We start from the raw sequence: 20,420 nt of genomic DNA, 5'->3' as shown, positions 1-20,420 counted from the left end.
AACTCCTTAATTAATTATTATTAGTATGTGAGGCAAGTAGCTCCCGCATTTTAGCCTGAATCATTTCGATGGCAATGCGATTTTCACCACCTCGCGGTACAATAAGATCAGCATATCGGCTGGAAGGTTCTATAAATTGCAGGTACATAGGACGCACTGTTGTTTCATATTGATGCAATACAGATTCAAAATTACGTTGTCTTTCGACAATATCTCTTTTCATGCGTCGGGTGAGACAGATGTCCAGGGGAGTGGACATAAAAATTCGTATATCCATGATTTCACGCAAAGCCTTGTCGGTAAATAATAAAATCCCCTCAAGAATAATGATGGCGTGTTGTCCAATACGGCGAGCAGTTGGAAGACGAATATGTTCCGAATGGGAATAAGTGGGGATATCAACCGGGTTTCCTTGTTGCAGCTGACGTAAATGCTCGCATAGCAAGGCATGATCAAAAGCATCGGGATGATCGTAATTGATCTTTTCTCTTTCAGCAAAAGGGAGATGGCTGTTATCTTTATAATAAGCATCTTCGGAAATCACTACGACCTGATCAGAACCCAGTTCATTAACTAAAGTATTTGCCAGAAGACTTTTACCTGAGGCCGAAGGGCCGGAAATCCCAATAATGATCGTTTTTTTACTCATGTTTCTATCATAAAAAATTTTGCGCAAATAGTAAGGCTTTTTTGCGCTGTTATCAAGCTAAGATTCACGTCAGACGTGTCCATATGCGAACTTGTTGACATTGGCATCGCATTATTCATCTTGCCATGTCCTGAAGGCGTTTGATTCGTTCTGAAATGGGAGGATGTGTAGCAAATAAAGCCGTCAGACGTTCGCTGCTTAAAGGGTTGACAATAAAAAGATGTGCGGTTGCAGGATGTGTTTCAGCGTCATTAAATTGTTCCTGACGATTAGCGTTTTCGAGTTTTGCCAGTGCATTAGCCAGCCATAAAGGTTGCCCGCATAGTTGTGCACCTCCTGCATCAGCCTCATATTCTCTTGAACGTGATACGGCCATTTGGATAAGAGCGGCAGCAATAGGAGCTAAAATCATCATTAATATAGCAACAAACGGGTTAGTGTGGCCTTCTTCGGAGGAATTGGAAAACATGGATGTCCACATGAACAAATTGGCAATTCCGCTGATGGCTCCGGCAAGAGTGGCAGCAACTACACTGATAAAAGTATCGCGGTGAGCAACATGTGCCAGTTCATGGGCCAAAACTCCGGTTAATTCTTCGGAGCTGAGTCTTTCTAGTAAACCTGAGGTTACAGCAATACAGGCATTTTGTGGATTGCGGCCAGTAGCAAATGCGTTGGGCGTTGGATTGTCGACGATATAGACTCTGGGCACAGGTAATTGTGCTTTTTCCGCTAATCGTGAGACGATGGTGTAGACAGGATGATTTTCATTTAAAGGTTCAGCATGATACATGTGAAGAACGATCTTATCGGAAAACCAATAAGCACTGAAATTCATCACTACAGCAAAAACCAAAGCAATCATTAACCCTGCACGACCTCCTAACAAGCTTCCTATGATCAATAATAAGGCTGTGAGAGCAGCTAATAAGATAAAGGTTTTTATATTATTCATAACAATTCCTCAAACTGGTTTTTATGCAGAAGCATTTTTCCAAGCTAAAAGAAAAACTCATGTTTTGAAGAGTTTGCATCCTGTTTTTTCCTGCTGTTACGCTGGAACAGCTTTATATTATATTGGGTCAATCATCAAAATATACAAGTACATTATCCAACGGTTGGCCAACAGAAGCTGAAGGTGATTTTATTCTTAAAATTTCAGTAAGCGTCGGTGCGATATCTGTAGTCGATACTGCCTTATGGATAGTTTGTGCTTTAAAAGCTGGGCTTACAAATAATAATGGCACAAAACTGTCATATTTCCAGGGACTGCCGTGAGCAACTCTTCTTTCACTTTTTTTGTCATAGGATTGATAAGGGAGGGTAACTAGATAGATGTCGCCACTTCGTTCCGGGTAAGCCATTCGATTGACTTTTTCGCTTATCCAATCCCTGTTATCAGCAGTGACAGGTAAGGAATAAGCTTTATAAATGCCGGGAAATCCATTTAATTGCCCGGCAAGATAATGGCTTACCTCTTGTATGTCAATTTGCTGTTGCTGAAGAAAAGGCTTATTAAGATAGATAAAAGGTGGGGCAATTTTTAACAAGGCTGACTCTGGGAGATTAAATCTCGTTTTTAAATGTTGCTGAATCGTTTGTTTTAGAGCGGTAGCAGGGATAGGGTTAATTTCTTTAATTTGATGATTTTTAAGATATGTCGGGGTGTCACTAACTCCATGATCAGCCGTTAATACAATTAAGGTATTGTCTAATCCAACGTGCTTATCAATCACCGTCAGCAAATGGCCAAGGGTTTTATCCAGTTTCAGTATATTGTCTTCGACTTCAAGGCTGTTTGGGCCAAATTGATGTCCTATCGCATCATTTGCCGAAAAACTGACACCTAAATAATCAGTCTTCCCCTGCTTCTGCCCAAGTTTTTCTTCAATAATCAGATGTTCAGCGAAATCAGCAGTAAGCTTGTCAGCTATGGGGGTCATGGATAAAAATTTAAAATAATGTGTTGACGATGGTTCTCCCGTAAAATGGGGAAAATGTTTCCCAAAAGATTGAAAGCGGTTTTTGAAGCGAGGTGCATCTGCAAAGAGATAAAAGGTTTTTGTCTGACCTAGATTCCAGGTGACAGCTTCAGGCTCATACTGGCGATTCCATTCATTCACCCACCGGGGATATTTTTCATAATACCAGCGACTGGTCACAAAGCCGCCATTTTCTTTATCAAACCAAAAGGCTTTGCCTGCGTGACCGGCTAAGCTAATGGCTGCGCGATCTTTTAGCGATACGGCATAAGCTCTTCCTGCTTTGGCAAGCAGGAGTTCATCAGCCAAGGTTGAGGCCATAAGATTGGCAGGTGAGCGCCCTGCAGGCAGTGTTTTCGTATGAGAAGTCGCTAATATGGGGGAGTGTTCGTCCTCCATGCAATACATAAACCTCCCTGTCGAACGATGATACCAGTTATTATCGACCACGCCGTGTAAAGCAGGATAACTGCCTGTAGCAATCGTTGCATGACCTGGGCAGGTTGATGTATTGGCATGCGGATGATGCGTGTTATGGAAATCAATACCATGCTGAAGTAGATAATTGAATCCATTTTCACCAAATTGCTGACGATGCAAATCAATTAAATCTCCTCGTAATTGATCGATGACAACCAATAGGATGAACCTTGGTTGTTTTAGAGTCGTTCCATGATGGAGGAGGGGGAAAACGAATAATAAAACATACAGTAATTTTTTCATGATAGATAGATGAGCATCTTTGTGATGCTTCCAATTATCTTGGAAACCATATGGATTGCAAGTTTTCTTTAATAAATAAAATAGAACAGATTGTTTTTTCGAATGCTCAGTGATATAGAATTCGTAATTTTCTTATACTAAAACAACAGGATAATTCATATTAAAACTCCGAGTTGAGGTTATTAAAAAAACCTCATGACGTTAGTATTTAATTGGTTTAAACTGGCTTAGGTGTTTTATTGCACCTAAACCATAGTTAATGGATTTTTAAGGAGAGAAAAATGGGATTTACTCTTAAAAGTTTTGATGTGCTAAAGGATGAATTTGAGCGTGGTGTTAAAGAGTTAATGGAGTATCATAAAGTTAAAGAAGAAGAAAATCTTCCCACTGAAAGACAGAGAGAGATTCAATTTCTGCGCGCGTCCATTAATAAGCTTAATTCATCATCTGTTACTGATCTTGATAAAAGCGGAAAGGATCCACATATAAAAGCAAGGACACTTACTGGTCTTGCTTATCTTTTCAGGGAAATGATTTCAGACACTTATTATATTCGTAGTCCCGATAACAGTAAGTTTCAAAGAATATTAACCAGTATCATTGGGACTAATGAGGAGAATGTATTAGGGGAGGAAGATGTTTTTAGTTTAACCTCTACTGCAATGAAATTTGTTTCTGATCAAATTTTTACTAATGTTCATTCAAAAAAAGTAATGCTGGAAAACACCATCTATTCTGACATTAATGGATACGGGGTTTCTACGCCTAAAAAGCTGGACAATCTTAACGTTCTTTGGAAAAAAGGAAATGCCATTCTGTCGGCTGAAAGAAATCTTATATTTGATAATAGTGTTGATATACTTATAAAAGAAGTGAAGCAAAGAAAAGAAGAGGAAGAGAATCAAAAGAAAAAAGAGGAGGCAGCTAAAACAGGAGGCCATGGCAGTAGTTTTTGGAACTTTGGTAGACGGAGTGATCACACTTCCAAGGGGACAACTGAGAATGACGAGAACAAAGTAACCCCTACATATTAGAAAATTTAAGGATAATGAGCACGCCCTGCAAGCAGGGTGTGTTGTCATCGCTTAGCTGTAAGAGATCAACCTTTTGTTGAACGGCCGTATTTGGTCCATCTTGAACTTAAATCTGACCGTTAGTTACAGGATGTTCTATTGTTCAACAGGATAACCGCAGGCAGCCCAGTCGATGATACCACCATCGACAGAATAAACTTCCTCATATCCCATTTCCAACAGACAGCTTGCTGCATAAAGAGAACGTACACCGGATTTGCAATGAAGATAAACGGGTTGCGTTTTATCGGGTATGGTTTGGCTGATGCAATGGGGAATTTCATCCTTCGGGATATGCAAAGCACCTGGTATACGCAATGACCGCCATTCATGATGTTCTCGTACATCGATGAGGCAAAGCCCTGGATTATTTTGCTTTAATTCTTTCAGCAGATGGACATCAATGGTTTTGATTTTTTGCTCATTCATAATTTTTTTCCCGGCTGACTGGGCGTGTTAACGTTGAGTGATGAATAAACCAATAAATGGCAGCAACTATCACTCCACCGATTAAGGTGGCAAAAGCCCAGGTGGGTGCGGAAACAAGGGCTGTTTTTTGACCGATTTTATATAAATTACCGGCATCGCGTGCGATTCCTCCGGCAAAAATAACGTGAAGAATAGCATTAACCAGCATGAGCAAAATCATAAAATTCTGAATCTGGTTACCGTATTGTTGAGTAAATTCCGTCAACATGAATTCATACTCCCTGTTGTTTTGATTGTCGCCATGATAACAGAAAAATAGCCGCAATAATGCAGCTTACAGCCATCATCTGTGAAAAATCGGGTTTTTCAGCAAAAACAATATACCCCCAGAAAAGACCGGTTAAAGCTACTATTCCGCCGGTTAAACTGTAAAAAACGGGACCTGCCAGACGGATTAACATGAAAAAAATGAGATAACCTATGCTGGAGAGGATGATTTCCAATAAAATCACCTGCTTGGTCAGGGTAAAAGGGGGGGTTAAAGGATAAAAAGCCTTTTGTTGAAAAACGAGCGGTGTAAGCAATAGAGATGCAGCAATCAACATACCGGTTGCAGCTTGCAGTGAGTTGACTTTCGAAGGTTTATATTTTGCTATATAAATTGAGCAGATGGCAAAAGCCAGAGGACTGAGCAAGGCAAGCAGGCTCCATCCGCTGACGATAGGATGTGAAGCCGGTTTGATGATGAGAACGATACCGACCATACCAAGGATCAAAGCGAAAAAACGACAAAAATCAGGCTTTTCCAGCCCGCTGACTAAAGCTAAGGGATAAACCATCAGAGGAACGGTATTTACCAATACGGCTAACATCCCTGCAGAAATATGACTGGAAATGAAATACATATTGGTGTTAGGAATGGCGATGCCAATTAAGCCGCAGATAATAAAATAAGGCCAGTTAGTCTTTTGAAGCGGACTGTATTGTCGAGAAGCAAAACAAACAGAGAACAGTAAAACAGCGGGACCTAAAGCTTGCCAGAAAGCATATCCTAAGGGAGGAACGCCATGAGTCATGGCATATTTGGCCAGAGAATAACCAGAGCCCCAGATAAATCCAAGTAAGATTAACAATAATAAGGACTTTAAAGTGCTTATTTTAAACACATTTATTATCTCAAAATAATGAAAGTATAACTTACGTGAGTATGATATAAAAGGGAAGTAGGCTCACAAATTTTCTTCTGTACTTTTGGCTATAATGGTAGATATTCCTCAATAACATGAGTTGGTTTGAGATTTTAAGCTTGCAGTGCTGGAAAATAATGAATCGCTAAATTAGGTGCGATTGAAAGTGTTCGCCTTCAGCTCCTTTCAATCACGTTCTAAGCTTACATCTTCATTGGCGATGCATATGGATTTGAGGTAATATCCAGTCTTCTTTAACAGTTGGAGCAATGATGCATGCTAATGTAAATCCGGTCCCTAATTTGGCAACGATTCATAAAGGTCCTTTGCATCATATCGAGGAAGTTTTACTGAATAATATTGCCATTATTGAAGCCTGGTTTCGCAAAAAATGGCAGGAGACACCACCTCCTTTGACTTCTTCTGTGGACTTGCGTCACGCAAAATTGAAACTGTCACCGGTAGATACTAACTTGTTCCCCGCCGGTTTTAATAATTTAAATCCTGATTTTTTACCTTTATGTATTCAGGCAGCCCAGGCTGCTCTTATTGACTACATCCCCGATTGTACTCGTATTTTGCTGCTTCCGGAAAGTCATACCCGTAACAAATTTTACATGCAAAGCCTGACTGTGTTGAGGGATATTTTTGTTAAAGCCGGATTTATAGTACGTATCGGCAGCCTGGACCCGCTATTGAAAGAACCTGTGGAAATCGAAGTGGACAAGGGCAACACGGTATTGCTGGAACCGCTTCAGCGACAAGGTGATAAAGTAGGTCTGGATAATTTTAATCCTTGTTTGTTGTTATTGAATAACGACTTGTCTTCCGGTGTTCCTGAGATATTGCAGGGTTTGAATCAACGAATCAGACCTACCGCAAAACTGGGATGGACCTCAAGGTTGAAATCCAGTCATTTTCAATTTTTCGAGGTGGTGGCCAGAGAATTTGCTGAATTGATTCAAATTGACCCCTGGTTAATTAACCCTTATTTCTCTTTTGTGGAAGGTGTTGATTTTATGGCTCAGGAGGGAGTAGAGGAACTTGCCGAGCAAGTCGATAAACTTCTGGATGCGATTAAATGGAAGTACAGCGATTACTATATTGAGGACACACCTTTTGTGGCTGTAAAGGCAGATAGCGGAACCTACGGAATGTCAGTCATGATGGTGCAAAGTGGAGATCAAATCAGAAATATGAATCGAAAACAACGCAAAGGAATGGCGGCCACGAAAGGCAGTCAAAAAGTCGAGCGAGTCATTATTCAGGAAGGTGTGCACAGCTTTGAAACCATGCCTGATGGAGCGGTGGCTGAACCGGTAGTTTATATGATCGGTCAATACGTGGTGGGAGGTTTTTATCGTGTGCATCAGAGTAAAGGAAAAGATGAAAATTTAAATGCCCCGGGTATGCATTTTGAGCCTTTGGCTTTCGCTGAACCTTGTAATACACCCAGAGATGACCTGGCCCCCGCTGATTCCACCAATCGTTTTTATGCTTATGGAGTTATTGCCCGATTGGCAACGCTTGCAGCCGCCAGAGAAATTGCTGCCATTGGAGGAGAATAATGAGACTGGCCGTGCTCATGGATCCTTTAGAACAGATAAAGCCCTACAAAGATTCCACAGTTGCCATGATAAAAAGCGCTCAATCCATGGGTTGGACATGTGCTTTTTTTACGCTTGCGGATCTCTATTGTCAAAAGGGTAATGCCTTTGCCCGTATGCACTCTGTTCGAGTGACGGATGAAACTTCTGCACATTGGGCAGAAATATCTCCTTTAGGGGAACGCTCTCTCAATGATTTTGATATCATCTTAATGCGTAAGGATCCTCCTTTTGACATTGAATACATTTACGCCACCTATGCATTAGAACTTGCTGAAAAAAATGGCGTGCTGGTTGCCAATAAACCGCAAAGTCTTCGTGATGCCAATGAGAAATTTTTTACCTTGAATTTTCCTCAGTGCTGCCCTGAAACTCTGGTGAGCCGGGACATTCATCGCTTACGTTCCTTTTGGCAACAACACAAAAATGTCATATACAAACCCTTGGAAGGCATGGGTGGAAAATCTGTTTTTCATGTAGATGCCGCTGGCAGAAACTTGTCGGTCATTTTGGAGATGCTTTCTGGTAGTGGGACAAGAAGCGTCATGGCTCAGACCTATATTTCTGAAATTAGCTCAAGCGGGGATAAACGTATACTTCTGATTAACGGTGAGCCTGTTCCTTATGCTCTGGCCCGTATTCCAGCGAAAGGAGAATTGAGGGGAAATCTAGCGGCTGGTGCTCAGGGAAAAGTGGTTGAAATCACTGAAAGAGATAAGTGGATATGTCAGCAGATAAACGCTACTCTCAAAGCCAAAGGCTTGTATTTTGTAGGTATTGATGTTATCGGTAATTATTTAACAGAGGTTAATGTGACCAGCCCTACCTGTATTCAGGAAATCGCTGCTGAAACCCATCTCGATATAGCAGGAGATTTTTTACGTCATCTTGCTGCTATTCGCTCCCCATAAATTCACATTGTCGCCATGCTTCAAACAAGATAATAGCGACAGAATTGGACAGATTAAGACTGCGGCTTTGCTCACACATAGGGATGCGAATGCTCTGGAACAAATGGCGCAATTTTTCTGGAAGTCCACGTGTTTCAGGACCAAACAGCAACATATCTTCGTCTTGATAAACAATATCCGTATAACGAGTGTTACCTTTTGTGGAGCAGGCAAAAATCCGTCTTTGCTGATTTTGTTCAACAAAAGCCTCTTCGCTGTCATAATGTATGACCGTTGCCCATTCATGATAATCCAGGCCAGCTCTCCGCATTCGTTTATCATCCAGAGTGAAGCCAAGAGGATGAATAAGATGCAACCTGGCGCCACTGTTTGCACATAAACGTATTATGTTTCCTGTATTTGGCGGTATTTCAGGCTGATACAGGGTGACGTGCAGCATTTTTTTCCTGCTCGGTTGGCTTCAAGGAATTGTTGTCTGTGGGCGCTGGCTCATCATCAATAAAGTCGCCTAACTCTTCCTCTTCATCTACATATAAAGCTCCCAGTTCTCCTCCCTGTTGTTGGCCTGTAATTTGATATTGACGGTGTTGCAGGTAAGCATCTCGAAGAAAAGCATACTGGTCCAGAGCCTGACTCATTAAGCGTTCCGTATCTAACAGTTGAGAGCGCAGATCCACGTATCGTAAACCCAGTAAAGAATAAAGCACCACTTGATCTTCGATATAAGGGTAAGGAGTCAATAAGGAATACTCAAACATCATCCCCATCCCGTCACGAATAGTACTTGGTCCCAAAAAAGGAATGACAATATAGGGGGATTTTTTGTCACCCCATTTAGCCAGGGTAATCCCTAAGTCATTGCTGCGAGGTGGCAGACCCCATTTTGCTGCCGGATCCCAAATACCAGCAATGCCAAAAGTGGAGTTGATAATGAATCGCCAACTGTCTTTCAGTGCGTAACCCCATTCTGCCTGCAGTAGATCGTTGGCTGTAGTAGGTATCATATTGACGTTATTATAGGCGTTATTGATGCCTTCACGAATCTTGCCGGGAAGAACGGCCTTATAGATTTTTGCCACAGGCTTTAACATGGTTGCATCAAAGGCCATATTAAACTTATATATTTCCCTGTTAATCGGTTCATAAGGATCATCCGGATTAGGTCCTTTATGAATACAGGAACACAGTAAAACTGAACCAATTAAGGTCAAAACAGGTGGAATTAATCGCATGATTTATCAGTTTATTTTTCTTATAAAATTATCTTACAACAGAAAACCAAGTTTTAAAAATGAAATTAACGGCATGTGATTGTAGGTATAGTCTGCTCGTTTCAAAAATTAACAAGCGTCCATATTTTGTTTGCAGATTTCCACACTGGCCTGAATCAGAGCATCAATGATTCCTGGTTCCTGATCCGAATGCCCTGCATCCCGAATAATGCGAAGACTTGATGCCGGGAGTAATTGGTGAAGCGCCCAGGCTCCTGTCAGAGGACAGATCATATCGTAACGGCCATGGATTAAATAAGCGGGAATATGTCGTATCTTGTGGGCATTTTCTAAAATTTGTCCTTCCTCAATGAAATATCGGTGAGAGATGAAATGGGATTCTAATGTGGATAAGGCAAGAGCAAAATGTGGATCACTGTACTGATCAATCACATTAAGATGAGGTTGCATAGAGCTACATCGTGCTTGCCAGAGGGCCCAGTTTTTCGCAGCACTCATCCTGGCCAGCTCATTATTGCCTTGTAAACATTCAGCATAGTAAAGAGGAATGTTATCAAGTTGGTCTTCTGGCACGAATTGACTGAATTCTTGCCAGTAATCCGGATAAACCTGATTAGCGCCAAATTTATATAACCAGTCTATATCCTGTTGTCGCCCCAGAAAGATCTGGTGCAATAACAGGGCCGTGACGTTCTGAGGATAAAGCTCGGCATACAGTAAGGCCAGCAAGGATCCCCAGCCGCCACCAAAAAGAACAAAATGATTAAGCTGCAAATGGGCGCGAATGGCTTCTATATCATCGAGTAAGGCCGGAGTAGAATTATCACGTGTTTCTGCGTGAGGCGTAGAACGTCCGCATCCTCGCTGATCAAAAAGAATAATTCGATAATGACGGGGGTCAAAAAAGCGTCGCAAGTGGTTGCTGCCACCTGCCCCGGGTCCTGCGTGAAGGATCATCACGGGAATGCCTTCCCTGTTTCCGGTTTCCTCAATATATAATACATGCGGCTTTCCAACAGGTAATTGATGGGTGGCGTAAGGTTTAATCGATGGATAAAGAATTTGCATGGTTTTCCTTAAAAATCGTCGTCCATTTAAATATAGTTGACCATGGAAACAGTTTATAATTCAAGCTTAAACTTTACAGTGCTTACAAAGAGTAGATATAAGTGCATTGAGCAAGAGGATAAACAAATATAGAGAATAGCAGTTGTGTGGGCAAAACTTTGTATTTAACTGCTAAATTTAAGATAATGGCATTTAGTTTTTTAGTTGGAATTGATTTATGACAATAAGAGCTTTGCTCGAAGGACTTAATGAAAAACAGCGCAAGGCTGTTACCGCACCTTTGGGAAACATATTGGTCTTAGCCGGCGCAGGAAGTGGAAAAACAAAAGTATTGGTCAGTCGAATTGCCTGGTTGATTGAAGAAATGGATTTGTCTCCACATGCTCTGTTAGCGGTCACTTTTACCAATAAGGCAGCCGGTGAAATGAAAGCTCGTTTGAATGCGATGCTGTCAACTCCGGTGTTAGGCTTATGGGTAGGGACATTCCATGGTTTGTGTCACAGACTTTTACGTCGGCACTATACTGAAGCCGGGCTACCCGAGCAGTTTCACATCCTTGATAGCGAAGATCAGGCACGTGTGATAAAAAGAGTGATCACTTCCCTTAATCTTGATGTGGATCAATGGCCTGTAAAACAAGTACAATCTTTTATCAACAGTAAAAAAGACGAAGGATTGAGACCACAGCATATCGATCCTTTGCATTACGGTCCAACTCAGACTCTGATACGTATTTACCGGGCTTACGAACAAACTTGTCAGACAGCAGGTGTAATAGATTTTGCTGAATTACTGTTACGAACCCATGAAATGTTGCGTAATAACTCTGAACTGTTGGCTCACTATCAGAGTCGATTTCAGGCAATTCTAGTTGATGAATTTCAGGATACCAATACCATTCAATATGCCTGGATTCGTTTATTGGCTGGATCTCAGACGCCTGTGATGGCCGTTGGTGATGACGATCAGTCTATTTATGGATGGCGTGGAGCAAAAATAGAAAATATTCAGCAATTTTCCCGTGATTTTAAAGATACGGATATTTTCCGCCTGGAGCAGAATTATCGTTCTACTTCGACCATTCTGGATGCAGCAAATGCCTTAATTACCCATAATCGTTCCCGTATGGGTAAGAATTTATGGACACAAGGGGCAGAAGGCGAAAAAATCCTTGTTTTCAGCGCCTTTAATGAGCTTGAAGAAGCTCGTTTCATCAGTGAACGTATTCGATCTGAATTGGAAAAGGGCGCCAGTGCTGATGATATTGCCATTTTGTATCGTTCCAATGCCCAGTCACGTGTTCTTGAGGAAGCCTTATTGCGTGCCGGCATAATTTATCGTATTCATGGTGGTCTTCGCTTTTTTGAGCGTGCTGAAATCAAGGATGCTCTTGCTTATCTGCGTTTGCTGGTGAATCAAGATGATGATACGGCTTTTGAACGGATAGTGAATTTCCCTGCACGCGGTATTGGCGAAAAAACGCTGGAAGAGCTTCGTCATTTTGCCAAATCTGAGGAGTGTTCTTTATGGCAGGCAGCGGGAAAAATGAGTGATGATGGCTTATTGTCACAGAGGGCAGCCATGTCGCTGGCAAAATTTACAGGCTTGATCAAAAAAATGCAGCAGGATACGGCAGGGATGGAATTGGATGAGCAAATTGCAGAAGTCGTTCATTTGAGTGGTTTGCATGAGCATTTTACCAGGCTTAAAGGGGATAAATCAGAATCCAAATTGGAAAACCTGCAGGAACTGGTTAACGCTGCTCGGCAATATCGTTATGAACAGACGGACGATGATTTACCACCGCTTATGGGATTTCTGGCCCATGCTTCTCTTGAAGCCGGGGAAATGCAGGCTGATGAGCATGAGAATTATGTTCATTTAATGACATTTCATGCGGCAAAAGGACTGGAGTTTCCTTTGGTGTTTTTGGTCGGTATGGAAGAAGGCGTTTTTCCTGCCAAAAAATCCATTGAAGAACCAGGGCGTCTTGAAGAGGAGCGTCGACTATGTTACGTAGGCATGACGCGTGCTATGGAAAGACTGATACTATCATATGCCGAGGTCCGCCGTCAGTTTGGACGCGAAGAATACCATCGTCCTTCACGATTCTTACGCGAATTACCTGAGTCATTATTAGAGGAAGTTCGACCTAAAACTCATGTTCAGGCAGCTGTTTTTAAAGAGCATTCCTCTATCCGTGAAGAAGACATCGGACTTGGTTTAGGACAAACTGTCCGTCATGAAAAATTCGGGCAAGGCGTGATTTTAGCCATTGAAGGGCAAGGTGCTCATACACGCGTACAGGTTAAATTTTCCCTTCACGGTACCAAATGGCTGGTTTTAGCCTACGCCAATCTGAAGATTGAGAATGAAGTAAAGCTCACAACTTAAATTGCTTTTGTCTCAGCTTCTTGTATGGATATACTGCAACTCAATAATCACTGCAGAAATATTGAATTTATTTTCGGCTGGTGCTAGGCTCTGTTGAGTTTTTCTGCTGCGCCTATTGTCAGGTAGTAACTCATGTTACGCAGCACAGTATTTTTTAGAAGATTTGGACGTATTTTGGAATTTTAAAGCGCAGTTTACATGGAAATGAGCATTTGAAATTCCAAAATGCGTCCAAAGAGGCAAAAAAGACGAAGCTGTGTTACATGAGGCAGTAAAATAAATGATTTCATTTAAAGCCAGCAGAACCATGACCAGATTCGGATGGAAAATTAAAGGGGATAGATGTGAATATAAAATATTTATTGGCAGCAGGAGCATTGGCAAGCGTTTTGACTTCACCGACCGTAACGGCAGCGGATGCAATGTCGGATGCTCAAAAGAAACAAATTGAAAAAATCGTTCATGATTATTTAGTAAATCATCCGGAAGTATTATTAGAAGCATCCCAGGCTCTGCAGCAAAAACAACAGCAGACATTGCAAGAAGAGGCAAAATCTGCCATCCAGCAGAATGCCAGTCAATTGTTTAGTGACAGCATGGCTGTGCTGGGGAATCCAAAAGGAAATGTCACTTTGGTTGAATTTTTTGACTATCAATGCATTCATTGTAAAAAAATGGCTCCTGTGGTCAGTGAACTGTTAAAAAAAGATAATAATTTACGAGTGATTTATAAGGAATTCCCTATTTTTGGTAAAAGTTCTGAGTTAGCCTCAAGGGCTGCATTGGCGGCTTCGATGCAAGGCAAATATAAAGAGATGCATAATGCCTTGTTAAAGCTTGATAAGCGCTTAAATGAGCAATTGATTATGGATACCGCAAAATCATTAGGCTTGAATATCGAAAAGCTGAAAAAAGACATGGACAGCACAAAAGTAACCGATGAGCTTAAAGAGAACAGGGAGCTTGCTGAAAAATTACGTTTAATGGGAACGCCAGCGTTTATTATTGCCTCAACGCCTTCTGGAAAGTATAAGCAAGGTGCTGATACGTCCTTTATTCCAGGGGCTGCCAGTGAAGAAACGTTACAAGAGCTCATTGAAAAGGCGGCTGGTGATCAATCGTAAGTCACCAGGCTCTAGAGATCTGGGATGCTTTGCTTCGATATATAAGTTTTAAGCTATCGAATGATTTAAAATAAAACAGTTAATACGAACTTCGAATTCCTGCGGGTTGACCGCAGGATCCAAATGAAGCTTTGAAGAACGCCAGATCCCGCTACCAAGCTGTAGGCATTCGAATGATATAGATAGGCGAAACAACAGAACCTAATTTTTATTATTTATTTTATTGAGATTTTTTAATGGCAAAACCAAGTACATTTCAGGAGATAATTTTTACCCTTCAACAATATTGGGCTGAACAAGGCTGTGTTATTTTACAACCTTTGGATATGGAAGTCGGCGCTGGGACTTTTCATCCGGCAACTTTTTTGCGAGCCATAGGCCCTGAGCCCTGGAATGCAGCTTATGTCCAACCGTCAAGAAGACCAACGGATGGTCGTTATGGTGAGAACCCCAATCGCGTTCAACATTATTATCAGTTTCAAGTGGTTTTGAAACCCTCACCTTTAAATATTCAGGAATTGTATCTCGATTCATTGAGAGCCTTAGGTATTGACCCATTAGTCAATGATATACGCTTCGTTGAAGATAACTGGGAATCTCCTACCTTGGGGGCCTGGGGGCTCGGATGGGAAGTCTGGCAAAACGGAATGGAAATTTCTCAGTTTACTTATTTTCAGCAGGTGGGTGGCTTGGCATGTAAGCCGATAACCGGTGAGCTAACCTATGGTCTGGAACGTATTGCCATGCACGTGTTAGGGGTAGACAGCCTGTTTGAACTTCCCTGGAGTAAAACCAGTTATGGGCTTATCACCTACGGAGATGTTTTCCATCAGAATGAAGTGGAAATGTCTGCTTATAATTTTGAGCACGCTAATGTTGAATTTTTATTCAAACAGTTTGACCATCATGAAGCAGAAGCCGAAAAACTGGTCGAATTGCAACTGCCGCTACCTGCTTATGAAATGGTAATGAAGGCATCGCATACATTTAATTTGCTGGATGCAAGGCATGCCATATCGGTGACTGAGAGACAACGTTATATTTTACGTGTCCGCAAACTATCAAGGGCTGTGGCCCAGGCTTATTATCAAGCACGGGAGGTGCTTGGGTTTCCTATGCAAAAAGGTGTTTGAATGTCCAAAGATTTATTATTTGAGTTAGGTTGTGAAGAATTGCCCTCCGCTTCTGTTTTACCTCTGGCAGAAGAGCTGGCTAATCATCTTTCATCCAGTCTTGATAAAGCACAATTAAATTATACTGAAATAAAGTACTTTGCAGCCCCACGAAGACTGGCGGTGAGAATTAAAAATTTACAAACCCAGCAACCGCAAAAAACCATCACTCGTAAAGGACCTGCCCTAAAGGCTGCTTATGATGAGCAAGATTGTCCTACAGCCGCGCTTTCAGGATTTGCCCGTTCTTGTGGGGTTGCCATTGAAAAATTGTCCACTGTTAAGACGGATAAAGGCGATTGGATAGTATATGAGTCAGTGCAAGAAGGTGAAAAAACAGAGCAATTGATACCTGCTCTCATCGATCAGGCTCTGGCCTCATTACCCATTACAAGACCAATGCGTTGGGGAGAAGCTGAAATTGAATTTGTAAGACCGGTTCATTGGGCCGTTTTGCTTTATGGAGATACAGTGATTTCGGCTGAAATCCTGGGTGTTACCACGGATCGCAAGAGTCGCGGACATCGTTTCCATCATGCATCCGAGATCACTGTTTCTTCTCCGTCAACGTATGAAATGCAATTGCGTGAGGCTTATGTTATAGCTGATTTTGCTTCGCGTCGGGAGGAAATCGTTAAACAAGTTAATGAACTTGCTGAAACGAAAAAGGCAGTCCCTGTCATGAGCCGTGAGCTGTTAGATGAGGTGACCTCCATTGTTGAGTGGCCAAAAGCTTTATTGGCAGGCTTTGATGATGCATTTCTGGATGTTCCTCCTGAGGCTTTAATTGCCTCCATGCAGTCTCACCAAAAATGCTTTGCCCTGAAAAATCAGGAAGGGCAACTGTTACCGTGTTTTATTACCGTCGCGAATATAGAAAGCAAGGACGTTAAAGAAGTGGTTGTAGGTAACGAGAAAGTCATGCATGCACGTCTCAGTGATGCTGCCTTCTTTTTCCATCAGGACAAAAAGAAGCCTTTGAATAGCTACATGGATATGACAGCTCAGGTGGTTTTTCAGAATCGTCTGGGATCTTTGCAGGATAAGACCAATCGTATACAGGCCCTCATGAGCCAATGGATACATTCACTTGCTTTATCGCCTGAGCAGGTGGAATCTGCAGCGCGATTATCCAAATGTGATTTGATGACTGGTATGGTGGGAGAATTTCCTGAACTACAAGGGTTGATGGGTTATTATTATGCTTTAAATGACAAGGAAGACAGAGCGGTTGCTGTTGCCTTAAAAGAACAATATTTACCGCGTTTTTCCGGTGACGAATTGCCTGAAACACCTCTAGGATTGGCTCTATCACTCGCTGACAGGCTTGATACGATGGCTGGTATTTTTGCCATTGGCCAGAAACCTTCAGGTGTAAAGGATCCTTTTAAACTTCGTCGTCATGCCTTTGCGATTGTGCGTTTATTGCAATCAACACCTGCTAAATTAAAATTATCAAGCTTAATTCATGATGCTGCTCAAGGCTATATCGGTCGACTAGACATTCCAGACGAGCTTGTAACGGATATCAAAAACTTTATACTTGACCGCTTGCAATCTCATTATCAACTGCAAGGTGTGACTTCTGATCTGATCCATGCTGTGCTCGCCTGTCAGAATGAATGGCTCTACGATACGGATCAACGCCTACAGGCTCTTAAATCTTTTGTAGCGCTACCTGAGGCTGCTTCATTATCCGCTGCCTGTAAACGGGTTAACAATATTTTGCAGGATGTGCCAGTAAGCGAAGATACTGTTTCTAAAACCGGTATTTTTGAGGATATTCATTTCACGGAAGAGGCGGAAATGGAGTTATATCGCCAGATCATTTTTATAGAAAAAGAGATAGAGCCCTGGTATGTGGCAGGAAATTATATGAAGATTTTGGAGCGTCTTGCCGGCTTGCGAAAATCAGTGGATGATTTTTTTGATAAGGTTATGGTAATGGTGGATGATGAAGTCATAAGAACCAACCGCTTGAAGCTTCTTTCACGTTTACAACGTTTGTTGATGGGGGTTGCCGATATTTCTTTATTGCAGCTGCCAGCGGGAAGCTGATTTATTTCCATGATAAAGGATTCCATTGCAGTCAGTTATACCAATGAAAAATTGCGAGATAAAGCGATTCGACTGGCAAATAAACTTAGTCTTCCTTTGGATGATGAACATAAAATATCTTTACTTGTCTCAGAAGAAAGACTGAGTTTAAAGATCAAAGGTTTTTCACCCTTGTATGCTGACTTCAATTTGCCTTTCTGGCAGAAACGATGCCTGGAAGGTAAAAAATGGGCTCTGGTAAGGGCTTGTAAGCCAAAACCCGGGATGCATATCATAGATACTACAGCAGGTTGGGGGCAGGATGCTGCTCTTTTGGCCTGTTTTGGTGCTGAAGTGCTGATGCTGGAGCGACATCCTGTCATGGCTGCTTTACTGGAAGATGCCTTGCAAAGGCAGGATGCAAAAAGCCAGGCAAGCTTGCGTCTGGCTTTACTACCTGTAGATGCTCGAGACTATTTATTTTCTTTAAAAAAAAGCGATTTTCCTGATGTTATCTACATTGATCCCATGCACCCCATACGACAAAAGTCTGCTTTGGTGAAAAAGAACATGCAAGCTTTGCAACAGTTTATTGGTACGGATGAGGATGCCCTGGAGCTTTTACGTATTGCCAGAAAAAAAGTAAAACAGAGAGTGGTGGTCAAATGGCCCCAAAAACAAGCCGGCTTATTGCCGGCTGATGCATGTATTGAAGGAAAAACGGTGCGTTTTGATCTTTATTTTCCTGAGCAGGACTGATCACTTACATAAATTGTAAGAGATCAACCTCCTGCCTTGAATGGCCGTGTTTGGTCCATCTTGAACGAAAATCCGAGTGTTAGATAAATCTTCAACATGGGGGATCTATTACCATAAATTTGAATCGCAAATGCTCATATATTTTTAATTTTCACTAAAATGCTGTGGTGCAGAATGTCAGATTCCCGTTAACAGAATTTAATATTCGCAAAAATCAAGCTCATAATCGCCTAACTCCTGACGCAGCATTTTTTCTTCATTTAGCTCTTCAATGCGTCTTCGTCTTTCGAGTTTGGTTGAGGGACAGACATCAGAAAGGCTTTCCTGTGATTCAATAAACTCTTCAACGGCTGTTTCGAAATCATCAAAACGACGAATACTCATAGCTATCTCCTTTGCTAAAAGCGTATATAAAATCCCTCTGGATGGCTTCATTGAGCTTTTGTGCTGATCTATCAAATTATCATAATTGCTGATGAAAGAACAACTAATTTTTACAGGCAGGGAGGAATAACTGTCAGTTGAGATTGTATCCAGAGAAAATGGGTGGCATTTCGATTATATTTGCTGGGATGGAAATTTGCATTACTATAGGGGCGCCTGCAAATTAAAAAGTCTTTGCAGGGTACCCCCATTCTTCAATACTCGTGGAATAATTTACATTGTCGCGCGTGGAGATTCAGATTTTTTCTCTTCACTTTTTTCTTTAGGTTTGGCTGATTTTAATAATTTGAGGTTATTTTTGTAATCCTCATTATTTTTCGGTCCAATGTTATCTTGTATTTTTTTATCTTTCTCATATTTCTTTAGAGCTGCATTCCACTCAGAATCGGACATAAAATCCTTGAAAGGATTGCCTCCCTTATCATCCATTTTATAGGTTTTGCCTTGATTTGGCATATTGATGGTGATGCCCTTGGGATGAAAGCCGGCTTCCAAGGCTGCCAGAACCGATTGCCTGGCTCTTTGTTTTGCTACCTCTTCATCCTTGAAATCGACCTTCAGGGAAATGCCGGTCGAGCCAGTGGCTTTAACGGCCTGAACGACAGATTTAATTTCATTTCTATAGGTGTTTCTAGGATCTATGGAAAGTCCAGGTTCACGCCAGCGATTTGCGAAATGAATGGAGAAAGTATTGGTGTCTTTGTCATATGAAAGAGGTCGCCCTCTGACCGTTTCCAATCCCGCTTTTGTTAAATCATCCAGCGTGACACCGCTAAGATCAATGCCATTATCATTCATACCGACTTGAATGGTAGAGCTTCTAGGGTTTTTTTCATTGGCGATGTCCTCAATCTTTTTTTTCATGGACTCAGGATAATTTTTATACATCAAGGCAATGAAGAGTCGCTCATTAATTTCCTTTTGTGCAGCTTTGTGTAAATTTACTTCATTTTTTGCAATTTCTACTTCAAGGTTTTTTTTCTCCTCTGCATGCTTTTTATCTAAGGTGTCTAGCATTTCCTTTTTAATTTTTTTGACTTCTTCATCATCGCTTAGATTTAAAGAGTTTTTAAGATTATCTACGAAATTTGAATCGTCAAATAATTTTTCCAGTTTGTCTTTTTCTGCTTTTTGCTGTTCGGAAAGGGATTTTTTAGCGCCATTGCCTATGTTTTTTAATTTATTGACCAAGTCTTCAGCGCTTAATGTTTTACCAACCTCTTGACGTAGTTTTTCAATTTCTTTCATGCCTTTATCATAATCGTCCAGTCCATTTTTTAAGGCAGAAGTTTGCTCAAAAACACCAGCAAGTGTATCACGAACATTATTTGCTTCTCCACTGACGACAGTTTTTTTGAGTTTTTCACCAATGTTACTGCCATCAGGAAGTTTGATTTGGGCAAAGCCACGATAGTCTTTGGTTCTTGATGAGTTGTAATCTTTTAATACAGACTCGTTAAAGCTTGCAGGTCCTATACCAATAAGATCCTGGTGTTCTTCAAATAATTTTTTTCTTTCGTCGGGAGTAAAGACTTTATTGTTTGTACCGGCAAGGCTCCAGGCTCCTTTCCAAGAATGGTACAATAAAGCTTTACCTGCCTTGTATAAAATACCCATTATTCTAGCCT

At 41.4% G+C, this 20,420-nt stretch carries 19 protein-coding genes; 8 read left to right on the top strand and 11 right to left on the bottom strand.

Annotated features, from left to right (window positions below):
- Positions 1-10: 10 nt before the first annotated feature.
- The 3 genes from udk to E4T55_RS02700 form a co-directional block, all read right to left on the bottom strand.
- Complete coding sequence (gene udk, locus E4T55_RS02710) at positions 11-649, bottom strand: uridine kinase (RefSeq protein ID WP_058501176.1); 639 nt, start codon at positions 647-649, stop codon at positions 11-13.
- A gap of 115 nt (positions 650-764) precedes the next feature.
- On the bottom strand, positions 765-1,604 hold the full coding sequence (htpX, locus tag E4T55_RS02705) for a zinc metalloprotease HtpX (protein WP_058501175.1): 840 nt from the start codon (positions 1,602-1,604) through the stop codon (positions 765-767).
- Positions 1,605-1,731: 127 nt separating this feature from the next.
- Positions 1,732-3,354, bottom strand: a complete 1,623-nt coding sequence (locus tag E4T55_RS02700) for an alkaline phosphatase family protein (protein WP_058501174.1) — start codon at positions 3,352-3,354, stop codon at positions 1,732-1,734.
- A 281-nt stretch (positions 3,355-3,635) separates the two neighbouring features.
- Here E4T55_RS02700 and E4T55_RS02695 point away from each other — a divergent pair, with 281 nt between their 5' ends.
- Positions 3,636-4,388, top strand: a complete 753-nt coding sequence (locus E4T55_RS02695) for a hypothetical protein (protein WP_058501173.1) — start codon at positions 3,636-3,638, stop codon at positions 4,386-4,388.
- Between the two features lie 135 nt (positions 4,389-4,523).
- Here the strand turns inward: E4T55_RS02695 and E4T55_RS02690 are convergent, their stop codons facing one another.
- The 3 genes from E4T55_RS02690 to E4T55_RS02680 are packed head-to-tail and all read right to left on the bottom strand — an operon-like array spanning position 4,524 to position 6,022.
- Positions 4,524-4,856, bottom strand: coding sequence for a rhodanese-like domain-containing protein (locus E4T55_RS02690; protein WP_058501172.1), 333 nt, complete (start codon positions 4,854-4,856; stop codon positions 4,524-4,526).
- Positions 4,849-5,124, bottom strand: a complete 276-nt coding sequence (locus E4T55_RS02685; RefSeq protein ID WP_058501171.1) for a hypothetical protein — start codon at positions 5,122-5,124, stop codon at positions 4,849-4,851. The genes E4T55_RS02690 and E4T55_RS02685 overlap by 8 nt, the downstream gene beginning before the upstream one ends.
- 4 nt (positions 5,125-5,128) lie before the next feature.
- Positions 5,129-6,022 carry a DMT family transporter gene (locus E4T55_RS02680; protein WP_058501170.1) on the bottom strand — a complete coding sequence of 298 codons (894 nt, stop codon included), beginning with the start codon at positions 6,020-6,022 and terminating at the stop codon, positions 5,129-5,131.
- A gap of 293 nt (positions 6,023-6,315) precedes the next feature.
- On the opposite strand from E4T55_RS02680, the gene gshA reads away from it, so the two are divergent.
- Entirely contained in the window at positions 6,316-7,611 is a 1,296-nt protein-coding gene (gshA, locus tag E4T55_RS02675; RefSeq protein ID WP_058501169.1) for a glutamate--cysteine ligase, read from the top strand.
- Positions 7,611-8,561, top strand: a complete 951-nt coding sequence (gene gshB, locus E4T55_RS02670) for a glutathione synthase (protein WP_058501168.1) — start codon at positions 7,611-7,613, stop codon at positions 8,559-8,561. Before gshA ends, gshB begins: the two co-directional genes overlap by 1 nt.
- Here gshB and trmL read toward each other — a convergent pair.
- The 3 genes from trmL to pip form a co-directional block, all read right to left on the bottom strand.
- Positions 8,545-9,000: a tRNA (uridine(34)/cytosine(34)/5-carboxymethylaminomethyluridine(34)-2'-O)-methyltransferase TrmL gene (gene trmL, locus E4T55_RS02665; RefSeq protein WP_058501167.1), complete on the bottom strand. Its 456-nt coding sequence runs from the start codon at positions 8,998-9,000 to the stop codon at positions 8,545-8,547. The two genes, gshB and trmL, sit on opposite strands and share 17 nt — an antisense overlap.
- Entirely contained in the window at positions 8,972-9,793 is an 822-nt protein-coding gene (locus tag E4T55_RS02660) for an MlaA family lipoprotein (RefSeq protein ID WP_058501166.1), read from the bottom strand. The genes trmL and E4T55_RS02660 overlap by 29 nt, the downstream gene beginning before the upstream one ends.
- A 108-nt stretch (positions 9,794-9,901) precedes the next feature.
- A complete protein-coding gene (gene pip / locus E4T55_RS02655) occupies positions 9,902-10,861 on the bottom strand; it encodes a prolyl aminopeptidase (RefSeq protein ID WP_058501165.1) in 960 nt (319 codons plus the stop codon).
- A gap of 217 nt (positions 10,862-11,078) precedes the next feature.
- On the opposite strand from pip, the gene uvrD reads away from it, so the two are divergent.
- The 5 genes from uvrD to E4T55_RS02630 all read left to right on the top strand — a co-directional run bounded on the left by uvrD (position 11,079) and on the right by E4T55_RS02630 (position 18,348).
- Complete coding sequence (uvrD, locus tag E4T55_RS02650; RefSeq protein WP_058501164.1) at positions 11,079-13,256, top strand: DNA helicase II; 2,178 nt, start codon at positions 11,079-11,081, stop codon at positions 13,254-13,256.
- Positions 13,257-13,606: 350 nt separating this feature from the next.
- Entirely contained in the window at positions 13,607-14,380 is a 774-nt protein-coding gene (locus E4T55_RS02645; protein WP_065235973.1) for a DsbA family protein, read from the top strand.
- 236 nt (positions 14,381-14,616) lie between these two features.
- A complete protein-coding gene (gene glyQ / locus E4T55_RS02640; RefSeq protein WP_058501162.1) occupies positions 14,617-15,513 on the top strand; it encodes a glycine--tRNA ligase subunit alpha in 897 nt (298 codons plus the stop codon).
- A complete protein-coding gene (glyS, locus tag E4T55_RS02635) occupies positions 15,514-17,610 on the top strand; it encodes a glycine--tRNA ligase subunit beta (RefSeq protein WP_058501161.1) in 2,097 nt (698 codons plus the stop codon).
- A gap of 9 nt (positions 17,611-17,619) precedes the next feature.
- Positions 17,620-18,348, top strand: a complete 729-nt coding sequence (locus E4T55_RS02630) for a class I SAM-dependent methyltransferase (protein WP_058501160.1) — start codon at positions 17,620-17,622, stop codon at positions 18,346-18,348.
- A 198-nt stretch (positions 18,349-18,546) separates the two neighbouring features.
- On the opposite strand, the gene E4T55_RS02625 is transcribed toward E4T55_RS02630, so the two are convergent.
- The gene (locus tag E4T55_RS02625) at positions 18,547-18,732 is read right to left on the bottom strand and encodes a PA3496 family putative envelope integrity protein (protein ID WP_058501159.1); all 186 of its coding nucleotides are present in this window, start codon (positions 18,730-18,732) and stop codon (positions 18,547-18,549) included.
- A gap of 273 nt (positions 18,733-19,005) precedes the next feature.
- On the bottom strand, positions 19,006-20,409 hold the full coding sequence (locus E4T55_RS02620; RefSeq protein ID WP_058501158.1) for a hypothetical protein: 1,404 nt from the start codon (positions 20,407-20,409) through the stop codon (positions 19,006-19,008).
- Between the last annotated feature and the right edge of the window lie 11 nt (positions 20,410-20,420).

Origin of the sequence: Legionella israelensis (assembly GCF_004571175.1) — a bacterium.
Taxonomy (GTDB): domain Bacteria; phylum Pseudomonadota; class Gammaproteobacteria; order Legionellales; family Legionellaceae; genus Legionella_D; species Legionella_D israelensis.
This window is presented reverse-complemented; position numbering and strand designations above follow the sequence as displayed.